The 18,966-nt window shown below is 42.7% G+C and carries 18 protein-coding genes; 13 read left to right on the top strand and 5 right to left on the bottom strand.

All coding sequences use genetic code 11. The annotated features are described in order from the left end of the window. The first annotated feature begins 152 nt into the window (after nt 1-152). Entirely contained in the window at nt 153-500 is a 348-nt protein-coding gene (locus MMA19_RS02480; protein ID WP_006069662.1) for a DUF3024 domain-containing protein, read from the top strand. 82 nt (nt 501-582) lie between these two features. Here MMA19_RS02480 and rnb read toward each other — a convergent pair whose 3' ends face one another. Beyond that, on the bottom strand, nt 583-2,598 hold the full coding sequence (gene rnb, locus MMA19_RS02475; protein ID WP_240205419.1) for an exoribonuclease II: 2,016 nt from the start codon (nt 2,596-2,598) through the stop codon (nt 583-585). A gap of 363 nt (nt 2,599-2,961) precedes the next feature. On the opposite strand from rnb, the gene MMA19_RS02470 reads away from it, so the two are divergent. Next, the gene (locus MMA19_RS02470) at nt 2,962-4,866 is read left to right on the top strand and encodes a DEAD/DEAH box helicase (protein WP_006071603.1); all 1,905 of its coding nucleotides are present in this window, start codon (nt 2,962-2,964) and stop codon (nt 4,864-4,866) included. A gap of 275 nt (nt 4,867-5,141) precedes the next feature. Next, a complete protein-coding gene (locus MMA19_RS02465) occupies nt 5,142-6,335 on the top strand; it encodes an acetate/propionate family kinase (RefSeq protein ID WP_031494342.1) in 1,194 nt (397 codons plus the stop codon). Nucleotides 6,336-6,428: 93 nt separating this feature from the next. Here the strand turns inward: MMA19_RS02465 and MMA19_RS02460 are convergent, their stop codons facing one another. Continuing rightward, nucleotides 6,429-7,271, bottom strand: coding sequence for a patatin family protein (locus MMA19_RS02460; protein ID WP_198558965.1), 843 nt, complete (start codon nt 7,269-7,271; stop codon nt 6,429-6,431). A gap of 272 nt (nt 7,272-7,543) precedes the next feature. On the opposite strand from MMA19_RS02460, the gene MMA19_RS02455 reads away from it, so the two are divergent. The 3 genes from MMA19_RS02455 to MMA19_RS02445 all read left to right on the top strand — a co-directional run bounded on the left by MMA19_RS02455 (nt 7,544) and on the right by MMA19_RS02445 (nt 10,873). Next, entirely contained in the window at nt 7,544-8,596 is a 1,053-nt protein-coding gene (locus tag MMA19_RS02455; RefSeq protein ID WP_006071694.1) for a cysteine synthase A, read from the top strand. A 617-nt stretch (nt 8,597-9,213) separates the two neighbouring features. Then, on the top strand, nt 9,214-10,161 hold the full coding sequence (locus MMA19_RS02450) for a hypothetical protein (RefSeq protein WP_006071700.1): 948 nt from the start codon (nt 9,214-9,216) through the stop codon (nt 10,159-10,161). Nucleotides 10,162-10,657: 496 nt separating this feature from the next. Beyond that, nucleotides 10,658-10,873, top strand: coding sequence for a hypothetical protein (locus MMA19_RS02445; RefSeq protein ID WP_124942147.1), 216 nt, complete (start codon nt 10,658-10,660; stop codon nt 10,871-10,873). 47 nt (nt 10,874-10,920) lie between these two features. On the opposite strand, the gene MMA19_RS02440 is transcribed toward MMA19_RS02445, so the two are convergent. Then, entirely contained in the window at nt 10,921-11,703 is a 783-nt protein-coding gene (locus MMA19_RS02440; protein WP_006071702.1) for a M48 family metallopeptidase, read from the bottom strand. Between the two features lie 139 nt (nt 11,704-11,842). On the opposite strand from MMA19_RS02440, the gene MMA19_RS02435 reads away from it, so the two are divergent. The 5 genes from MMA19_RS02435 (at nt 11,843) to cutA (ending at nt 14,880) form a co-directional block, all read left to right on the top strand. After that, a complete protein-coding gene (locus MMA19_RS02435) occupies nt 11,843-12,277 on the top strand; it encodes a hotdog fold thioesterase (RefSeq protein WP_124942146.1) in 435 nt (144 codons plus the stop codon). Continuing rightward, nucleotides 12,274-12,507, top strand: a complete 234-nt coding sequence (locus tag MMA19_RS02430; RefSeq protein WP_240205418.1) for a DUF3389 domain-containing protein — start codon at nt 12,274-12,276, stop codon at nt 12,505-12,507. The genes MMA19_RS02435 and MMA19_RS02430 overlap by 4 nt, the downstream gene beginning before the upstream one ends. Nucleotides 12,508-12,570: 63 nt before the next feature. Further along, a complete protein-coding gene (locus tag MMA19_RS02425) occupies nt 12,571-14,292 on the top strand; it encodes an SgrR family transcriptional regulator (protein WP_124942145.1) in 1,722 nt (573 codons plus the stop codon). 4 nt (nt 14,293-14,296) lie between these two features. Then, nucleotides 14,297-14,548, top strand: coding sequence for a hypothetical protein (locus MMA19_RS02420; protein WP_171390349.1), 252 nt, complete (start codon nt 14,297-14,299; stop codon nt 14,546-14,548). Between the two features lie 11 nt (nt 14,549-14,559). Further along, a complete protein-coding gene (cutA, locus tag MMA19_RS02415; protein ID WP_006071711.1) occupies nt 14,560-14,880 on the top strand; it encodes a divalent-cation tolerance protein CutA in 321 nt (106 codons plus the stop codon). Here cutA and MMA19_RS02410 read toward each other — a convergent pair. Further along, a complete protein-coding gene (locus MMA19_RS02410; RefSeq protein ID WP_038222427.1) occupies nt 14,870-15,478 on the bottom strand; it encodes a DUF2238 domain-containing protein in 609 nt (202 codons plus the stop codon). The genes cutA and MMA19_RS02410 overlap by 11 nt on opposite strands. Before the next feature lie 199 nt (nt 15,479-15,677). Here MMA19_RS02410 and MMA19_RS02405 point away from each other — a divergent pair, with 199 nt between their 5' ends. Both MMA19_RS02405 and MMA19_RS02400 read left to right on the top strand, forming a co-directional pair. Beyond that, the gene (locus MMA19_RS02405; protein WP_240205417.1) at nt 15,678-16,517 is read left to right on the top strand and encodes a 2OG-Fe(II) oxygenase family protein; all 840 of its coding nucleotides are present in this window, start codon (nt 15,678-15,680) and stop codon (nt 16,515-16,517) included. Between the two features lie 102 nt (nt 16,518-16,619). Further along, a complete protein-coding gene (locus MMA19_RS02400) occupies nt 16,620-17,231 on the top strand; it encodes a DNA-J related domain-containing protein (RefSeq protein WP_124942142.1) in 612 nt (203 codons plus the stop codon). Between the two features lie 36 nt (nt 17,232-17,267). Here MMA19_RS02400 and MMA19_RS02395 read toward each other — a convergent pair whose 3' ends face one another. Next, the gene (locus MMA19_RS02395) at nt 17,268-18,923 is read right to left on the bottom strand and encodes an ABC-ATPase domain-containing protein (RefSeq protein ID WP_006071719.1); all 1,656 of its coding nucleotides are present in this window, start codon (nt 18,921-18,923) and stop codon (nt 17,268-17,270) included. Nucleotides 18,924-18,966 lie beyond the last annotated feature (43 nt).

The raw sequence follows: 18,966 nt of genomic DNA, 5'->3' as shown, positions 1-18,966 counted from the left end.
CATCATATTTCGTTTGTGTGACACTTTTGTGAAGTGGAGTTGCATAGCCAATAAATTAGAGGATAAAAATGGTTACTGTGTGGCGTCGAACGCTAACAAATTATCCAAAAAGCAGTTATATTAAACACATAGTCAGCCAAAAGGTGGGGTATATGACACTTATCGAAATGTCACAATGTCGCCTAGAAAGATGTGCCGAAATTGTTTGCAGCAACCGTAACAAGAGCATGCCTGTTGAATTGGGTAAATCCTTGTTTGAAATGGTTGAGCATGGCGTCTTGTTTTCTAAAGCTCATTATCTATTGGACTCAAGCTCTTCCAGTTACACCAGTGTCGTCGTTAAAGTCCTATTCGATTCCAATACCAGAGAATGGTCGATTTTCGTTCCCGATGAAGATGAAGGGGACAACTGGATGCCATATCCATTTCTGGGTAAAAGTACGGACCTTACCGCGGTGATGAGGGAGATTGAGAAAGATCCTAAAGCGTACTTTTGGTGAGGCATGAACGACAAAACATCATTCATATTAAAAAGGGAGCCCGATGGCTCCCTTTTTGTATTATCTAGCGAGATGCTATTGGCTATTTAGCCGTTTCATCGCTTTGCTCTGTTGATGCATTTTTAGGTGCATCAGCAAATACTTCAACAGGCTTAGCGATTAGGCTACGTGTTTCTTGATTCACATCGTTCAGTATTACTTTAAACGTGTCCCCTAGACGATATACGACTTCTTTATCAATAGAAACCGTGCCGTTCTCGTTGTTTCCTTCAATGCGCTCTTTGTTGTCAACGATGAGTGGGTTTGGAATAAACACAGAAGCGCCATTTTCTAGCAAACGAGCACGGATACCGGCGCGATTGATATCAAAGATTTCTGCGGTGAACTGTGTTTGTTTCTTAGGTTCGTCAGCAAGTGTACGAGCATATAACCAATCACCTACAGTACGCTCAGCAATCTTATGGTGTTTACGATGTAGAGCAAGCTCTTCACCTAAAGCATCATCTGGCTGTTGTGATGGTTCAGAGCCAAGAATGTAGGCTTTCAACAGACGATGGTTGACCATATCGCCATATTTACGAATAGGAGATGTCCACGTCGCGTACACGTCCAAGCCCATTGCATAATGAGCATCTGGCTGGTTGCTGATTTCACTGTACGCTTGGTACTTGCGAATCCGGTTATCTAGGTAGCTTGAATCTAAACCACCAAGATTACGGCGGAGTTGAGCAAATCCCTCAAGAGTTGACAGGCTTTCTTCAGTATAAAGGTTGTCTTCTTTACCTTGGTTGACCAGCTCTACAACATCTTTCAGCTTGTCCGCTTTAAAGCCAAGATGAGTATTAAAAACGCCATAGCCGTACGCTTTACTCAGAACACGGCCAGCACAAATGTTGGCGGTAATCATGGACTCTTCTACCAAGCGGTTGGCTACACGGCGCATATCTGCGTGGATAGCTACGACGTCATTGTCTCCACTAAGCTCAAAGCGATAATCTGGACGGTCAGGGAACACAACGGCGTGTGTCTCGCGCCATTGCGCGCGAGCATTGGCAAACTCATTTAGTTCAGTAACTACTTGAGCGATTTCTTCACTTGGTTGCCATTTGTCACATGTTCCGGTTTCTAACCAATCAGACACATTGTCGTAAGCCAGACGTGCATGAGATTTTATGTTGGCAGCAAAGAATTGAATATCATCTTGAATTACGCCGTCAGCACTTACTGTGACTTTGCAACAAATCGCTGGACGTACTTCATTCTCAATTAACGAACAGAGATCGTCCGCTAAATCGCGAGGTAGCATTGGGATATTACGTCCCGGAAGGTAGATAGTGAAGCCGCGCTCTCTGGCGACTTTATCCATATCGTCTTCTGGTGTGATATAAGCGGTTGGATCAGCAATAGCAATGGTGAGTTCAAAACTGCCATTGTCATTTTTCTTTGCATAAAGTGCATCGTCCATGTCTTTTGTTGATTCGCCATCGATAGTGACAAATGGAACGTCTGTTAGGTCGATACGCTCTAAATCGGAATGATCGTTAATTTCCCAGTTTTCAAGGCCGGCTGGTTCAGTCTTTGGTAAATCGTTTTGAGCCAATGTTACCCACCAAGGTGCGATTTTGTCATTGGTGTCTGTGATCTTTTCCGTGATTTCAACAAAGAAACCGCCATCATCTTTTAATGGGTGACGAATTACGTGTGCTACGACCCAGTCACCGTCATTTAGATCATCTGACTTAATGCCTTTCTTAGTTTTGGCTTTAAGTGTGAGCTTTTTAAGAGTAGGGCTATCAGGAACAACGTTAAGTTTTCCTTTGATAAGTTTGACTCGGCCAATGAATCGCGTGACAGCCTGTTCGATAAGTTCTTGTGGTTCCGCTACTTCTCGGTCTTTTTCAGTACGGATAATTGCAACAACTTTATCTCCATGCATACATTTCTTCATGTATGGAGGTGGAATAAAGAAACTGTTTTTCGCGTCAACTTCTAGGAAGCCAAACCCTTTCTCAGTTGCTTTAATCGTCCCTTCTTTTTTTGGAAGGGTTTCTTGGATTTGTTGCTTAAGTTGTGCAAGTAACGGATTGTCTTGGAACATGTATCTACTTCTTAACGATGAAAGTGTCGACACTATACCCAAATGCCCGGAATATGCCTAGCCGAAATAAGTCAGGAAAGGCTAGGTTTTAAGCGTATTAGATGTAAATTTGATGACGCTTTATACAGAATTTTGTCATCGAGAAGAAAATTGTGATGTATTTCAATTTTTTCTGGCTTTTTTTGTGCTTTTAGGGAATAATCCGCCTCCTTGTTTACGTCCCTAGCGGCTTGATGCGATTTGCTACTTATCCGCATCTGAATGGAATCAGCTCTTTAAGGTTTGCTTTAGAAGCAATCTGGATCAGTTTGGAATTGGTAGAGCTCGTGGGACCTTAGTTAATAATTGATAAATGGGATCCCAATGCAAGATTCTTCAATTCAGTTTAGCGATTTAGCGCTGAACGACTCAATCCTTTCTGCTCTTGACGGAATGGGTTTCGTATCTCCAACTCCTATCCAAGCTGCGGCAATTCCGCACTTGCTAGCAGGCAAAGATGCGCTAGGTAAAGCTCAAACTGGTACTGGTAAAACAGCTGCATTCTCTCTTCCACTGCTTAACAAGCTAAATCTTGACCAACGTAAACCACAAGCTGTGGTTCTTGCGCCGACTCGTGAACTTGCTATCCAAGTTGCAGCGGAAATGAAAAACCTTGGTCAAAACATCAATGGTTTAAAAGTTTTAGAGATCTACGGTGGTGCATCTATCGTTGATCAAATGCGTGCACTTAAAAACGGTGCTCACATTGTTGTTGGTACTCCTGGTCGTGTTCAAGACCTAATCAACCGTGACCGTTTACACCTAGACGAAGTACACACGTTCGTTCTTGATGAAGCAGACGAAATGCTTAACATGGGCTTTGTTGATGATGTAACAGAGATCATGGAGCACGCACCAGAAACAGCACAGCGCGTATTATTCTCTGCGACTATGCCTCCAATGCTTAAGAAGATCGTTGATCGTTTCTTGCGTGAGCCAGAGTACGTTGACGTAGCTGGTAAAAACCACACGGTAGACAAAGTAGAGCAGCAGTTCTGGGTTGTTAAAGGTGTAGAGAAAGACGAAGCAATGGCACGTCTTCTTGAAACTGAAGAAACAGACGCGTCAATCGTATTCGTACGTACTCGCCAAGATACTGAGCGTCTAGCTGACTGGCTATCTGCACGTGGCTTTAAAGCGGCAGCATTACACGGTGATATTCCTCAATCTTTGCGTGAGCGCACTGTTGACCACATCAAACAAGGTGTTATCGACATCCTAGTAGCGACTGACGTTGTTGCACGTGGCCTTGACGTACCGCGTATTACACACGTATTTAACTACGACATCCCGTTTGATGTTGAGTCATACATCCACCGTATCGGTCGTACTGGTCGTGCTGGACGTAAAGGTAAGGCGATTCTTCTAGTTCGCACTAACCAAATCCGTATGCTTCGTACTATCGAGCGAGTGACTAAGTCATCAATGGAAGAAATCCAACTTCCTCTACGTGACAAAGTTGCAGAAGCTCGTCTAGTTAAGCTAGGTGCAGAGCTTGAGCAAGAGAAAGAGCATAAGTCTCTAGACAAATTCGCTGAGCTTGTAGAGAAACTACAAGAAAGCCTAGAAATCGATGCAGCAACATTGGCAGCGATTCTACTTAAGCGTCAACAAGGCAAACGCCCTCTATTCTACATTGGTGAAGATCCAATGATCGCGGCTATCGAGCGTGATAAGCAACGTCGTAAAGAGCGCCGTGAGGGTGGCCGTGACGGAGGCCGTGATGGTCGTCGTAGCTTCAACACTGCCGATTGGGATACATACCAACTGCAAGTAGGTCGTGAGCAAGGCGTTCAAGTTAAAGACATCGTAGGTGCACTTGCGAATGAGCTTGGCCTAACTAAAGGTTCTATTGGTGCAATTAAGCTAGATCGTGAGTCAACTTACGTTCAGCTTCCAAAGCAAATGACCTCTGATGTTGCTGGTAAACTTCGTAAACTACGTATTCGCCAAAAAGAAGCGGGTGCGGTAGTGGTAGACTTCACTGATTTCCGTGAGCCTCGTGGTCGTCGTGATGGTGGTCGTCGTGACGGTAACCGTGATGGCAACCGTGGTGGTTACCGTGGCAACCGTGAGGGTGGTGGTTATCGTGGCAACCGCGATGGCAACCGTGAAGGTGGTCGTGGTCGTGATGGCGAGCGTCGTTTTGACCGTAACCGTGGTGGCGACCATCGTGGTAGTCACCGTGGTGAGCGCAGTTTCTCACGCAATCGTCGTGATGAAGCATAATATCGCTTCTATTCAAAAATAGTTGAAAGCCGGGCTCATGCCCGGCTTTTTTGTATGACGAATATGCAACTGGTGCAAACCTGCCCTATAATCAAGGGATATAACCGATTAAATTCAAGATGTGAATTAAATAGGACCTTGATCATTATCAATAAATATCATTTTGATACAGTTGTTTGTATAAAAGAAAGTTGAAAGATTCAAAAAATATTGAATAATACAAACAAATATTAGGAAGTCGTCTTCCATCAATGCTCAAAACAGGATATCCCCCCATGTCTAATTCGTTTGTTCTCGTGATTAACTCTGGTAGTTCATCTCTGAAATTCGCTGTAATCGACTCAGCAAGTGGTGAAGCAGTTCTGTCTGGTCTTGGAGAGTGCTTTGGCCTTCCTGAATCTCGTATGAGCTGGAAATTTAATGGTGAAAAAACTGAAATCGCTATCGAAGGCGACGACAGTCACCACAAAATTGCAATCAGCAAGCTTGTGGGTTTAACAGATGAACTTGGCCTACAAGAGAACATCGTTGCTGTAGGTCACCGTATTGTTCACGGTGGTGAGAAATTCACTAAGACTGTACGCATCAACGAAGAAGTAACAGCGGAAATTGAAAAGCTTGCGGATCTTGCTCCACTACATAACCCAGCAGGCGCTATCGGTATCCGAGCAGCGATGGAAGCATTTCCTTCTCTTCCTCAGTTTGCAGTATTTGACACAGCGTTCCACCAAACAATGCCTGAGCGTGCATACACTGGTGCTATTGCTAATGAACTATACACCGACTACGGCATCCGTCGTTACGGCTTCCACGGTACTAGCCACTATTTTGTAAGCCGCGAAGCAGCGAAGATGATCAATAAACCTATTGAAGAGTCTAGCTTCATTTCAGTCCACCTTGGCAACGGTGCTTCTGTATGTGCTATCAACAATGGTGATTCAGTCGATACTTCAATGGGTTTCACGCCATTATCAGGGCTAATGATGGGTACTCGTTGTGGCGACCTAGACCCAGGTATTATTGAATACCTTTTGAAAAAGGGTTGGTCACAGGACAAAGTATTTAACGCACTTAACAAAGAGTCTGGCTTCCTAGGTGTTTCTGGACTAACGAGCGACGCACGTGGCATCTTAGAAGCGATGGAAGAAGGTCATGAAGGTGCTAAACTAGCATTCCAAGTGTTTACTTACCGCGTCTCAAAATACATCGCATCTTACCTAGCAGCTTTAGATTCGTTTGATGGCATCATCTTCACAGGTGGTATTGGTGAAAACTCTATGCCAATCCGTAGCGAGATCTTAAACAACCTAAAACTTCTTGGCTTTAAAGAAGATGTGAAAGGCAACGAAGATGCTCGCTTCGGAAACGCTGGCATCATCGGTAAATCTGAGATGCTAGGTGCTGTAGCAATGGTTATTCCGACGAATGAAGAGTTTGTGATTGCACAGCAGTCGGTAGAACTGCTGTAACCAGAATAGAAAATGAATAGTACAAAGCGAGCCTAGTGCTCGCTTTTTTAGTTCTAGTTATTCGTAAAATGGTGAGCGTAAAGACAACACACTTTATGTATCTTGCTGTACCGCTTTGTCTGCTGCTCTTAACCCCATCTGATATCCCGCTTCAAGCTTGTCTTTATTTGTTGTTAGCCGTCCCACAGAAAAACTATCTTCTGGAGTAATAACGTGAATATTGCAGTCGGGTGGAGGGTTGTTAATAAACTCCATCGTTTGGTTATATTGATCTGCGCGGTTGATCATAGCTTCTGCCAGTAGAGGAGTGTTTTTCATAAATCTACGCAGTAGCCAAGGTGCTTTAGGTGGTCGTTTGACATAGCCTTGCTTTTGCGACAGAACCACTGTGATGACCTTAGCGCCTCTTTTGTACGCCTCAATCACGGGAATTGAATCACCAACTCCTCCATCAATCATCTTTCTTCCATCGATATCTATAGGCGTTCGGTAGGCGACAGGCACAGAGCATGATGCCTTTAGAATCATTTCTAAATTACTTTGTGATCCTAACGTGTATACAGGAGCTCCTGTGTTAATGTCGGTTGTAACAATGTGGAAAGGAATAGGCTGTTCGTTAAATGCTTGCATATCATAGGGATAATGTATCGCAATATGATCCCATAACCAGTCGAGATCTAGCCAGTGACCACCCTTAGCAAAGTTATGGAAGTTAATAAATTCTGGACGACACGAGTAGTCAGCAATGATGGTGTAGGTTCGTCCTCGTTGATTGGATAACCACGAGGCTATATTAGTCGCCCCTGCAGAAACTCCAATACAAAAATCAAAAGGATTATAATTATGGTCGATAAAGCCATCTAAAACCCCAGCGGCAAAGATGCCTCGCATAGCGCCGCCTTCGACGACTAAAGCATGTTTCGTTTTCTGTAACATGAAAAATTGATTCCTTTAGAGTTTTACAGGCGTTTCCATTTGACCCGTTGACCTTGCTATTACGGCGTTAAACACTGAATGTACGAGTGGTCTGATGTGTAATTGGTTTAAGATAAAATACCAAACTTCGTCGAGCTTCTCTATACGAAAGCGCTTTATAAATACCATCTTCCTTTGCGCTTATCTTGACTAAGCAATCCACCTAACTACGCTTATGATAATTAACAATGAAGATACACGCTAAATAAATCAGATAGATAAGTGGAGCTATTATGTCAATTGCCTCTATTGCAAACAATGTCAGTGAACTCATCGGTGACACCGATCTGGTCAGAATTAATAGCCTTTCAGAGATATCAGGTTGTAACATCCTTCTCAAGTGCGAACAACAGAACCCAGGTGGTTCAATAAAAGATAGAGCCGCGCTTCAGTTGGTGACCGATGCCATTGACGCGGGAAAACTAAAACCCGGTATGACTATAGTAGAAGGGACCGCAGGAAATACCGGTATCGGGCTCGCACTAGTGGCTAAGGCACTTGGTTACAAGATGTTGGTCGTGATGCCAAAAGGGCAGGCGAAAGAAAAAGAACGAATGATTTCCCTCTATGGCGCAGAACTGTTGCTAGTCGACCCTTGCCCATTTGCAAACCCTGAACACTTTTACCACACTGCCAAGAGGATAGGTGAGGAGCATGAAGATTACTGGTGGGCTGATCAGTTTGAGAACCTAAGCAATTACCGAGCGCACTATTTAAATACGGGCCCCGAAATCTGGCGACAAACCGAAGGCAATATAGACGCATTAGTGTCTGTAGTAGGGACAGGTGGTACAATTGCCGGAAACTCTCACTACCTCTCGCAGCAACAGCCAAATCTGAAAACGTGGCTGGTCGACCCTGATGGCTCAGGTATTCATTCTTTTCTGCAAAACGGAGAATACCAATCTACAGGGAGTTCGTTTACCGAAGGGATAGGCATTATGAGAACGGTAGATAACTTCAGGCAGGCGAAAATCAACCACGCAATCACTTTGCCTGATCAGGATTTAGTAGCTATCTCTCGTTTGGTAGCGGAACATGACGGTATTGTTCTTGGCAGCAGTTCTTCACTGAACGTCGCGGGAGCGCTGTACACTGCTGCGAGAATGGGCAAAGGAAAAACAATTGTTACTTTTAGTTGTGACTTGGCGGATCGTTCCTACTCAAAGTTGTACAACGAGGATTTTCTAAAAGAGAGAGGGATAAGTCTCAAGACTGAAACTCTTGAGGAGATATGGGCACGTTACCAAGCTGATGATGATAGCAGAGTTGTTGATGTCTCTTGATGTATTAAAATGAAAAAAGCGAGTCTACGACTCGCTTTATATCTCTTAATTAACTTCTATTCTAACACTGAATTAGCGTCAGAAATTGCACTACTTCCGGTGGCTAAAAAGCTAACAACTTCCGATTGCATCTCTGCGTGATACGCTAAATCACTCAGGTTATCGGTGTCTTGGACCGAAATGAAGGTAGAGTGTTTACCAATATCACGAAAACGTACAAATGGAGAAGACTACTACCACTCCCAAAGCAACGATTAAGAGCATGTTGCGTGTCTCCCTGCGCTTTGATGTACCTAGTAATTAACTTGTGTACAAGGTTGGATCGTCTTAATGAGATGAGAATCTTAGAAAGACGAAAGAGAGTAGCGATGGAGTCGTCTCAACTCATTTGTGAACTGAAACCACGATGATTCAGATTGTTCCTTAGGCTTTCGTTTATTGTAGATTTAAAGATGTAGACAATTAACATTCATGATTCTAATTTATCACCTGAATAAAATATGCCCATGATCTCACCTTTGAAATAAATGTCAGAACAATGTTAGCGTTTACTTGTTTCTATCTATCGCCAAAGATATGATTGAAACTAAGTAAACTAACAATTAACGTCAAATATTATGAAGAACATAACAAAGCCAGTATTGCTTCTCTCTGTTTTGCTCCCTTCTGTTTCATTTGCTCAACTGCAACTGTCGCCAGAGGAGTTGGCTAAGAAGAAAGAGATCTATACAAAATTCGATACCCAAAGTGTCAATATAAAACTCAAACAGTTTTACGATGAAGTTGATATACTGCGATATAATAATGATGCAGTGATTAATGAAATTGGTAACAAGCAAGAAGATATAGAGTCCACATATAATTCGTTAGTGAATCTTACGAGTGAAAAAAAAGAAATTAACGAGTATCTTATTAATCGACTGCAAAATAATATTGCTATTTATAATGAAAGCGTTGCTAAGTTAAATAGTGATACTAATAAAGAAGCTCAACTTGTTAAGAAGATAAAAAATAATGAAGACGAAAAGCAAGCCATAGAAAAGAGCAAAGAGCTAGAACTTGCCAAGCTAAAAAAAGACATTGAGACGAGGCTCAAACAAGATGCTGATAAGGAGAAAAAAGTCTTCTTTGATGGAAAGGTTATTTGCTCAAGTTCAATGACCTTAAGTGATTGTTTTAATAAAAATAAAGCAAACATTGTTAGCCAAGCCATGAAGTCAACGGTTGGTGAGTACAGGGTTCATGCAACAAAGGTTGAAGATGCTAACCTAAACATTAATGGTACGTTGTCTTATAGCGTTGCAATCACGTATACACAACCTTTTTCTTTACTTACTATAAAAGAGATAAATAAAGAACTTGGAATAAGTACTAAAGACATTAAACTGTCCTCAAATAAAGAAGCCACATACTACATTAATGGTAAAAAAGTTGGTGAAGGCAAAGAGGTCTTATTTAGAAATTCATATAACTCAAAAGTGATTGTAAAGGCTGTCTACGATAAAAAGTCACAGTCTTCAATTGAAGAATTAGGTCCAGAAAATGACTTATATTATCCATTTTAATATTGGATAATGCCATTTTATGGTTTTGGTTAGTTATACTAAATAACTTTTATAGATCTATTGATTATAACCCAATGTGTTGAGCACGTTTGTGCTCAACTACTGCATTTTATAAACTGAAATCATAAATATGGCACTTGATTCATAACTGTCAAAAAAATGTCAGTGACAAAAAAATAACGCTTTGTGCTTATTTTATATTCTATGTTAAAGGCTCAAGATGAAACATTTTACCGACTCAGTGAGGAAATCACTAAAAAGAGAAGATTGGTATGCTGCCTTATTAACTGCACTCACGTTGCCCGATATATGTGGCAGGCTAGAAAACCCTCAGAAGCAACCTAGGGCGAGGTATCAAAAGTGGTATCAAATATGGGTTTCTTCGCAGTTAGCGGAAAAAACTAATAAACAAACTCGTACCATCTTGCAGCTCCGTGGAGAGGAGTTATATGCGCTCAGATGTGCTTTCTTTCATGAGACAGGTAGTAGCCTAGAGATGAGTAAGTCTCTAAAGATGGTCAAGAAATATAGATTCGTCACTCCTGAAGCATATCGAACGCTGGATGAAAGCAGCATTAAGGAACAAATGGCAATCCCTATCGACACCATTTGTCTTGCTTTAGCGACAGCGACTGATGCTTGGTTTGATAACGTAAGGGATGACCCGGTCGTCATAGAGAGATTAGGCGGCATTCTAAAGGTGCATGGTTAATCAAGCCACCTCTGAAGTATCTTTTACTTATAGGTGGCGTAACTGAACTATTTACAGCTAGGTTTAATCGTATCGTAATTCGGTAACGTCGCCGCTTTTGCTCTTAAGTCTGAAATACGAGTATCGTGAGATGGATGAGTGGACAGAAGTTCTGGTGGTTGACTCCCTCCAGATGCTTTTGCCATGTTCTTCCATAACTCAACACTCTGATTGGGATCAAATCCGCTTTTCGCCATTAATTCTAACCCAACAATATCCGCTTCTGACTCTTGAGTTCGACCGTAAGGTAATATCACTCCATATTGAACCCCAACACCTAAAGCGGCCATTGTGACATCGCGATACTGAGAGCCGCCAAGAGCGGTATTTGTAATTTGAAGTCCCGTATTGGCTAGTTGTGATTGTGATAAGCGTTCGTTACTGTGGTCAGCCAAAACGTGAGCCACTTCGTGGCCTATAACTGTAGCGAGTTGGTCTGGAGTCACTGCTACATTCAATAGCCCTGTATAGACCCCGATTTTACCACCTGGTAGTGCGAAGGCATTAACTTGATCGGAATCGAATACGACCACTTCCCATTCGCTGAATTCAGGCTGGGGTGGTACGTGGTCTGTGATGGTTTTTGCCACACATTGAACATAAGCATTCACTTCTTTATCAGTGCTTACTTTTTGTTCGTTCTTCATTTGCTCAAAAGATTGAGCACCTAATTGACTCATTTGCGCGTCTGAGAACAGAATCAGTTGATTCCGTCCGGTTGGAGACGATGAACATGCTGCAATTGCAGTAGTGACCGCTGCTAAGCAGCAAACCTTTGTCCAAGTCTTCATATGTGAGACTCCCTTAAATGTTATCCGTCCCCTAAGTTGGAATAAGGGGAAACGCGTTACCTACATTTTGATATTTGCCATTCGTGTTAACCACAGGCATCATTCTTATAATTAGTTCACCTAAGTATAGGATTTATCGATGAGTATTTGGAAGAAGAATATCTCATTAGAGGCGTTAAATCGCACTTCTAAGAACACGTTAATTGAGCACCTACAAATTGAATATACGGCGTTCACCGATGACACGTTAAGTGCGACGATGCCTGTAAGTAGCATCACGCATCAGCCGTTGGGGATGCTTCATGGCGGTGCATCTGTCGTGTTAGCAGAGACTTTAGGATCGCTTGCTGCGAACTATTGTGTTGATAATGACCATTACTGTGTAGGATTAGACATCAACGCTAACCATGTGCGAGCGATGCGTTCTGGCTTCGTAATAGGCACAGCACGGCCTATACACCTTGGTGTTTCAACTCAAGTTTGGCAAATCGATATTACCGATGAGAAGCAGAGGTTAGTGTGTACAAGCCGCTTAACGATTGCGGTGAAAAAGAATAAAAAGGCTAGCCGATGATCGTCGATTTTTCTCAAGGTAAGGTGATTGTTACGCCACATGAAATGGTAGTTCGGCTAGCGGTGAGCAATGTAACTTTGCAAGCCCAAGTAGATGCGTTACAACTTATCATTCCAGCATGCGTTATTTCCGCTAATGGTGCGGAGTGTAAATGGTCCGTCAAATTAGACAGTGAGGAACAACTTCGTGCTATTTCCAATGAGACTGGCATAGCGATTTTGACACTGTAACTTGCCAAATAAGCTAATAAAGAGGAAACTTATTTCCAAGTCAACGAATGGTATTTCCTCTTTATGAGCAGTCCCCGCCTAAGAAAGCAATTTGAGATTTTATTTGAGCACTTTTCAGGTCAAGATGCTGAAACACAACTAGAAGATGTGACTGGTATTTTGTTCTGTACTAGGCGAAATGCCCGTATCGTGCTTAACAAACTTGAAGAAGAAGGGTGGATTGAATGGCACCCAGCAGCAGGTCGAGGAAAGCTCTCTCAACTTATCTTCAAACAGAATCGAAATGATGTGAGCGAAACGCTGGCAAGGCGTTACTTGGAAGAGGGGCGTATTGGTCATGCATTAAATGTGCTCGACAAAGACGCAAGTCGATTATCTAATGTTATTCAAAGCTACTTAGGGGTAACTCAATCAGACGGTAAACAAGTCATCCGACTTCCATACTACCGCGCGTTGTCGATGCTTAATCCAACTAAGCCAATGCGCCGTTCTGAAATTCATATAGCACGCCAAGTATTCAGTGGGTTAACTAAATTTGACGAGAATGATGTCCTACAACCGGATATTGCTCACCATTGGCAACAGATCTCTGAAACGCAATGGCGTTTCTACATACGACCTGGTATTCGCTTCCATAACGGTGAACTGCTCAAAATTGACCACATAATTCAAAGTATTGAAACGTTAAAAGGCGCTAACCTTTATAAGCATTTGGACAAAGTTATCTCGCCATCAGCATGGGTCATTGATGTCTACTTTACACAACCCGATTTTCAAGCTCCGATGCTTTTTGCCGAGAATATGGCCAAGGTATTGCCGCCTGAAAATATGCGAGGTGATGACTTCGATCGATATCCTATTGGTACTGGCCCTTATTGTGTGACGACCAATAATGATAAGAGACTAATTTTATCCGCGTTCGATGGCTACTTTGGTTATCGTCCCTTGTTGGATACGGTGGAAGTATGGGTTATAGACGAAACGCATTCTACATTGGTTTTCCCTACATTGGCGGATCCGATTGCCGGAGCTCGCTCTGAAGTTCAAGACGACATCGAACTCGACCCTGGCTGCACCTATTTGTTGTTAAATCGCGTCTCTGGCATTGCTAAGGACGATCAGTGGGCTCGTTATCTGAGCAAAAAAATTAATTCGTTAGCGATTTTCCGTAAGCTACCGGAAAAGACCATTGAAGAACTTGGAATGATTCCCGCGCATGGGCTTAAGCCAGGCTGGTATCATCATCCGACTTCTGAGGTACAAGAGCTGCAGAAGGCCGAGTATGAACATATCGCAGATAAAGAAATTAGAATTGCCTATTACGCAGAGCATCCAACGTTCCCAGAGATTGCAAAGGGCATTGAAGAATTACTAAAACAAGATGGAATTCGAACTAAGCTGGTGCGCTATGGTTTAGATTCTCCGGAATTCGATGATATCGACATATGGATTCGCCCTATGGGTATTGCTAGCAAACGCGAGGAAGCATTAGCAGGCTGGTTACTCGGCCACAGTGATATCGAACATATGTCTAAGCCTGAAGACTTTTACCAATGGTCTAAGATCGTCGAAGACTGGCGTGGAAAAGCGAATGAAAAGTTCCCAGCTCAAGAATTGGGTAAAAAGCTGATTCAAAGTTATCAAATCATTCCTATGTTTCATTGTTGGCTGGGTATCAGCAAAGACCATTGTGGTAGTTTGCAAAATGCCAAATGCAATGCGCTAGGTTGGTTTGACTTCAGTAAAGTGTGGGTCAAACCAGACGACCTTGAGATAAACAGTTAGTACAATGGCAAAACCTAATAAAAAAGGTCCAGTGAAGACCGTCGACATTTTCTGTTCCAAATGCGGCGCTAAGCTATTTCGATATCGTAAAGGTGGAAAGGGCGCGCTGGTCAAGTGTTTTAAGGAACGGATTGCCGAAGATTTCACGGAGGAGCTCGGTATTTGTCCTCAGTGCGCGAGTGTTTTCGGTAGAGATACATTAATTCGTGGTACGCCAGCGATCAAAATGGTTGGTGGAAAAGTTCGTATGAAATAGGGAAATAGTTGATGAAATCCAATGCCATAACGGTACTTACTACCGTATCAAATGAAAGACAAGCTGATGACTTAATTAAGGTATTATTGGAGAGTCGTCTCGCAGCATGCATTCAGACGCAAAACATCGGTAGCCACTATGTATGGGAAGGGAAAGTCTGTCATGATAAAGAAGTGTTGTTGATCATCAAATCGACTAATGAGGCCTACTCACGTCTAGAACGAACTATTATTGCCAACCACGAGTATGAAGTCCCACAGATTGTTGCCTTACCCATTGAGGCAGGATTTAGACCTTACCTCAATTGGTTAAAACAAAATGTTAAGCCTTAGCTGGCGTCTTTAGAGCAAAAAGTGTCAATGCCGTGATAGCACCTAGCGTGTCACATAGCATGTCCTTTTGCGCATCCCAAATGTCGCCTTGTGAGCCTAAAAAGGCGATCCCCTCATCTCCGCCAGCAATGGCAGCGTACCACCATTCTATGATTTCATAAGCTGCCGCTAGACTCATTATGGCGAATAACGCAAACATGATCGCTGGAATTTTGCTCATTACTTTATTGCGATAGACATATTCCGCAATAGGAAAGGCGTAAAGGCCAATGGAAAAGTGGGCAACTCTATCAAAGTTGTTTCGTTCAGAGCCAATTAACTGATTGAACCAATCAAAAGGGACTTCGGCGAACGTGTACTTCGCCCCTATAGTGTGAAGGGCAAGCCAGATGAACATCAAAACGTAAGCGGGTTTGGAAAACTGGAATTTAGCAGATACTAGCCAAATGAGTAACAAGATGGCCACTGCAGGAACAATCTCTGCCACCCATACTGCTCGCGAGCTTGGCGCAATCGCTGAAAAGACAAAAACGAGACAATATAAACCGGTAAGAAAGGTGAGAATAGGGCAGTAACGCCTCGAGGTTCTGTAATTCATAATATTCGCTATCTAATATCTTTTTTTGTAAGCGTAGTATAACTTTAATAAAACACCGTTCAATTAAGTTGTAACCGTTTTTGGTGACGAATAGCACAAAACACGCAAGCGTTTACACAGCTATACAATAGATTCTTTGAAAAAACGCCAACTTTTTTCTAACATCTGCGTCAAATCATAACGACAAGAAAGCAAAGTCATGAAATTAGAAACGGTTGATTATTTAGCACCAGATGCAGCGGAGCAGTTTGTACGTTCATTAAGAGAAACGGGATTTGGGGTTCTTAAAAACCATCCAATTCCTCAAGAACTTGTAGAAGAGATTTATCTGAACTGGCACGCGTTCTTTAGCACAGAAAGGAAGAATGAGTTTCACTTTAATGTAGAGACCCAAGACGGTTATTTCCCACCTAGTGTGTCTGAAGTTGCTAAAGGGCACTCAGTTAAGGACATTAAAGAGTACTTTCATGTCTATCCTTGGGGACAGATCCCAGAAGAACTCAAAGAGCAAATTTTGGATTACTATCGAAGAGCGAATGAATTCGCTGCTGAGCTTCTTGGCTGGGTAGAAGAGTATGCTCCGAAAGAAGTAAGTGACAAGTTTTCGATTGAACTGTCTGAAATGATCAAGAACAGCGAAAAGACATTACTACGTGTACTGCATTATCCACCAATGACTGGTAACGAAGAGCCGGGCGCGATTCGTGCTGCTGCCCATGAAGATATTAACCTACTGACGGTTTTGCCTGCGGCGAATGAACCGGGCCTTCAAGTCATGACAAAGGATGATGAGTGGCTGGATGTTCCATGTGACTTTGGAAACTTAATCATCAACATCGGTGATATGCTGCAAGAAGCAAGTGGCGGATACTTCCCTTCGACAACTCACCGTGTTATCAATCCAACTGGTGAGAAGCAAGAGAAGTCTCGTATTTCATTACCACTATTCTTGCACCCAAATCCCGAGGTTGTACTGTCAGATAAATACACAGCTGATAGCTATCTAATGGAACGATTGAGAGAGTTAGGTGTTATCTAACGGATAGAATCAAGGTCAGCTTTATGCTGGCCTTTTTTTGTGTACTCAAGGGATGGAAGTGCTAATCTCTAAATGAAAGCACAGTGTAATAGGAGAGGATGATTGACAGGGTCTACAGATTGCGAAGTCAAATCTCATCGACAAGCAGATAACCCATTGCTTTGGTCGGTATTACATTTAATTGAGAACAATGTGGATGGTTTGAAAATTCATACCTTAGCTTCTCAACTCGCCGACGCAAGCTTGATACCTTCATTGGATGAATCTCCAGAAAAAGATCTTTTTAAACGAAACTTCTTACTAATGAATGCCCTTTATCAGCTACAAGAGTTACTGATACCCGAGAAGTGGTTGCAAGTCGAAGCTATGAACATTCAACTTTTGTCTTACCGTTCCACGGAGCACGCCATAGATAAAAATAACCCATTGAGAGAATATTATCTTGATTGGTCACACTATGAGGCTGATACAGGAGAGGTCAAACGTTTGTTAGAGGACTTTTGGCAACGGTATAAACATTTTGTTGGTGTTTCATCTGTGACAATGTCACGAAGTGTTGCGCTTAAGTGTTTTGAATTAAATGAGTGGGCAACACAAAGAGAGATAAGACAAGCGTGGCGTAAACTCGCCCTTAAGTGGCATCCGGATCGTGAAGGTGGGGATGCTGAGAAGTTTAGACGTTACTGCGAAGCGTGGTCACTATTGAAGGAGTAGTGAGTCTGATGACTCACTACATTTGGTATAACCCAATTAACGCGGCTGACGCATTTTCGCGCCTCTGAGGCGGTTTAAGGTCGCTAGCGTATCAACCAATCTTGGCTTTGCAAGATCACCTGAATTTGGCATAGTCGCACTCCAATCACCTTGAAGCAGTTCGGATAGCGCTTTCGGTGGATGTGTTGACCAACCAGGCTGTTGAGCTAGTTGGAACAATAGCCAACCAATAGCGTTTAGCTCAGAATTTGATTCAAGCTGCTCCAGTGCTTGGACATCAATAAACTCTTTTCCAAATCGTAAACTGTTTGCGCCTTTGCCAGATACTCGGAATTTTCCATCGATCAATAGCTGCTGTAGGTGTGCGCAATCAACATGACGAGGTGGAATCAGTTCCAGAGGTTTCTCACATTCATTCTGCCTCTCAGTTGGATGAAGCGCGATGACTTGTTGTGCTTTCTCTGTGACATCAATTGCCTGATAGTCATGCATTTGAATCACAGTATCCGCAACATCTAAGTAGTCGCCAGAACCACCCATAACAATGATTGTTGAAATGTCTAGCTCATCTCTTAACTGCCCAACACGGTCAACAAATGGTGTAATAGGCTCATCACCTTTAGATACTAGTGCTTGCATACGCTCATCACGAATCATGAAGTTCGTCGCTGAGGTATCTTCATCAATCATGATAGCGCTGGCACCTGCTTCAATGGATTCTTGTAGCCATGCTGCTTGAGACGTAGAACCTGAAGCATCTTGGGTACTGAAATCAGAGGTTTGTTTACCAAACGGCAGATGATTAATGTAATTACTCAAGTTTAAATTGTGAATTGAGCGTCCGTCTTCCGCTTTAATTTTGCATGAATCTGCATCGGTGACGATCCCTTCGCGACCATCACCAGGGATATGATCGTAAATGGAGCGTTCAAGTGCGTTAAGCAAAGTCGATTTACCATGGAAGCCGCCACCAACAATTAATGTGACACCTTTGGTGATACCCATGCCTTTGATATAACCTTGATTGGGACGATGTAACGTTACTTCGAGTGATTCTGGTGACGTGAATGGAATGGCGTCTTTCATTGGTAAATCACAGTTACCTGCGATTCGAGGTAATACACTTCCATTGGCAACGAAGGCAATTAAGTTATTCGCAGCAAGCTGCTCTCGTAGTGCTACCTGATCTTCTACTGCTTCGCAGTGCTTCTTAAGTTCTTGAATGTTTAATTCGCGCTCTAATGTCGCTTTACGAATATATTTTGGTAGATGGAACGTCAGCATATTAATGGCTTTCTTCGCTAAGATGCTGCGACCTTCCGCTGGCAAGTTAACGCGAAAACGAAGCTCAATCCCTTCGTCGGTAAAAATAACGGCTGTTGAGTCCATCACCGTTTGACCAGTTAATGAAATGGAGACATTGTTCTCTTGCTTTGCAAAAGCAGCAAATTGGCGAGCAATATAGTCTCGCGCGGCAATTTGATAAGCTGGTGACTGATCTTTTAACCATTCAAGACCGCTTGGTGCCCATTGTCTGAATGCTCGTACGCGAGATGCCGCTGCGTAAGGGTCAGATTGAACATGATCTATATGAAAATCAAAGTCAGAGAAATCGTAACTACCTTTGATTTGCTGGTAAGCACGATAATTTTGCTTCTCGATTTTTTTTAGTTTGGCGATTAATAGATCCATGTCGAATGTCTCGAATTTCTTAAGGTTGGTGCGGGATTATAGG

Source organism: Vibrio sp. CyArs1, from assembly GCF_022432925.1.
GTDB classification, from domain to species: Bacteria; Pseudomonadota; Gammaproteobacteria; order Enterobacterales; family Vibrionaceae; genus Vibrio; species Vibrio mediterranei.
This window is presented reverse-complemented; position numbering and strand designations above follow the sequence as displayed.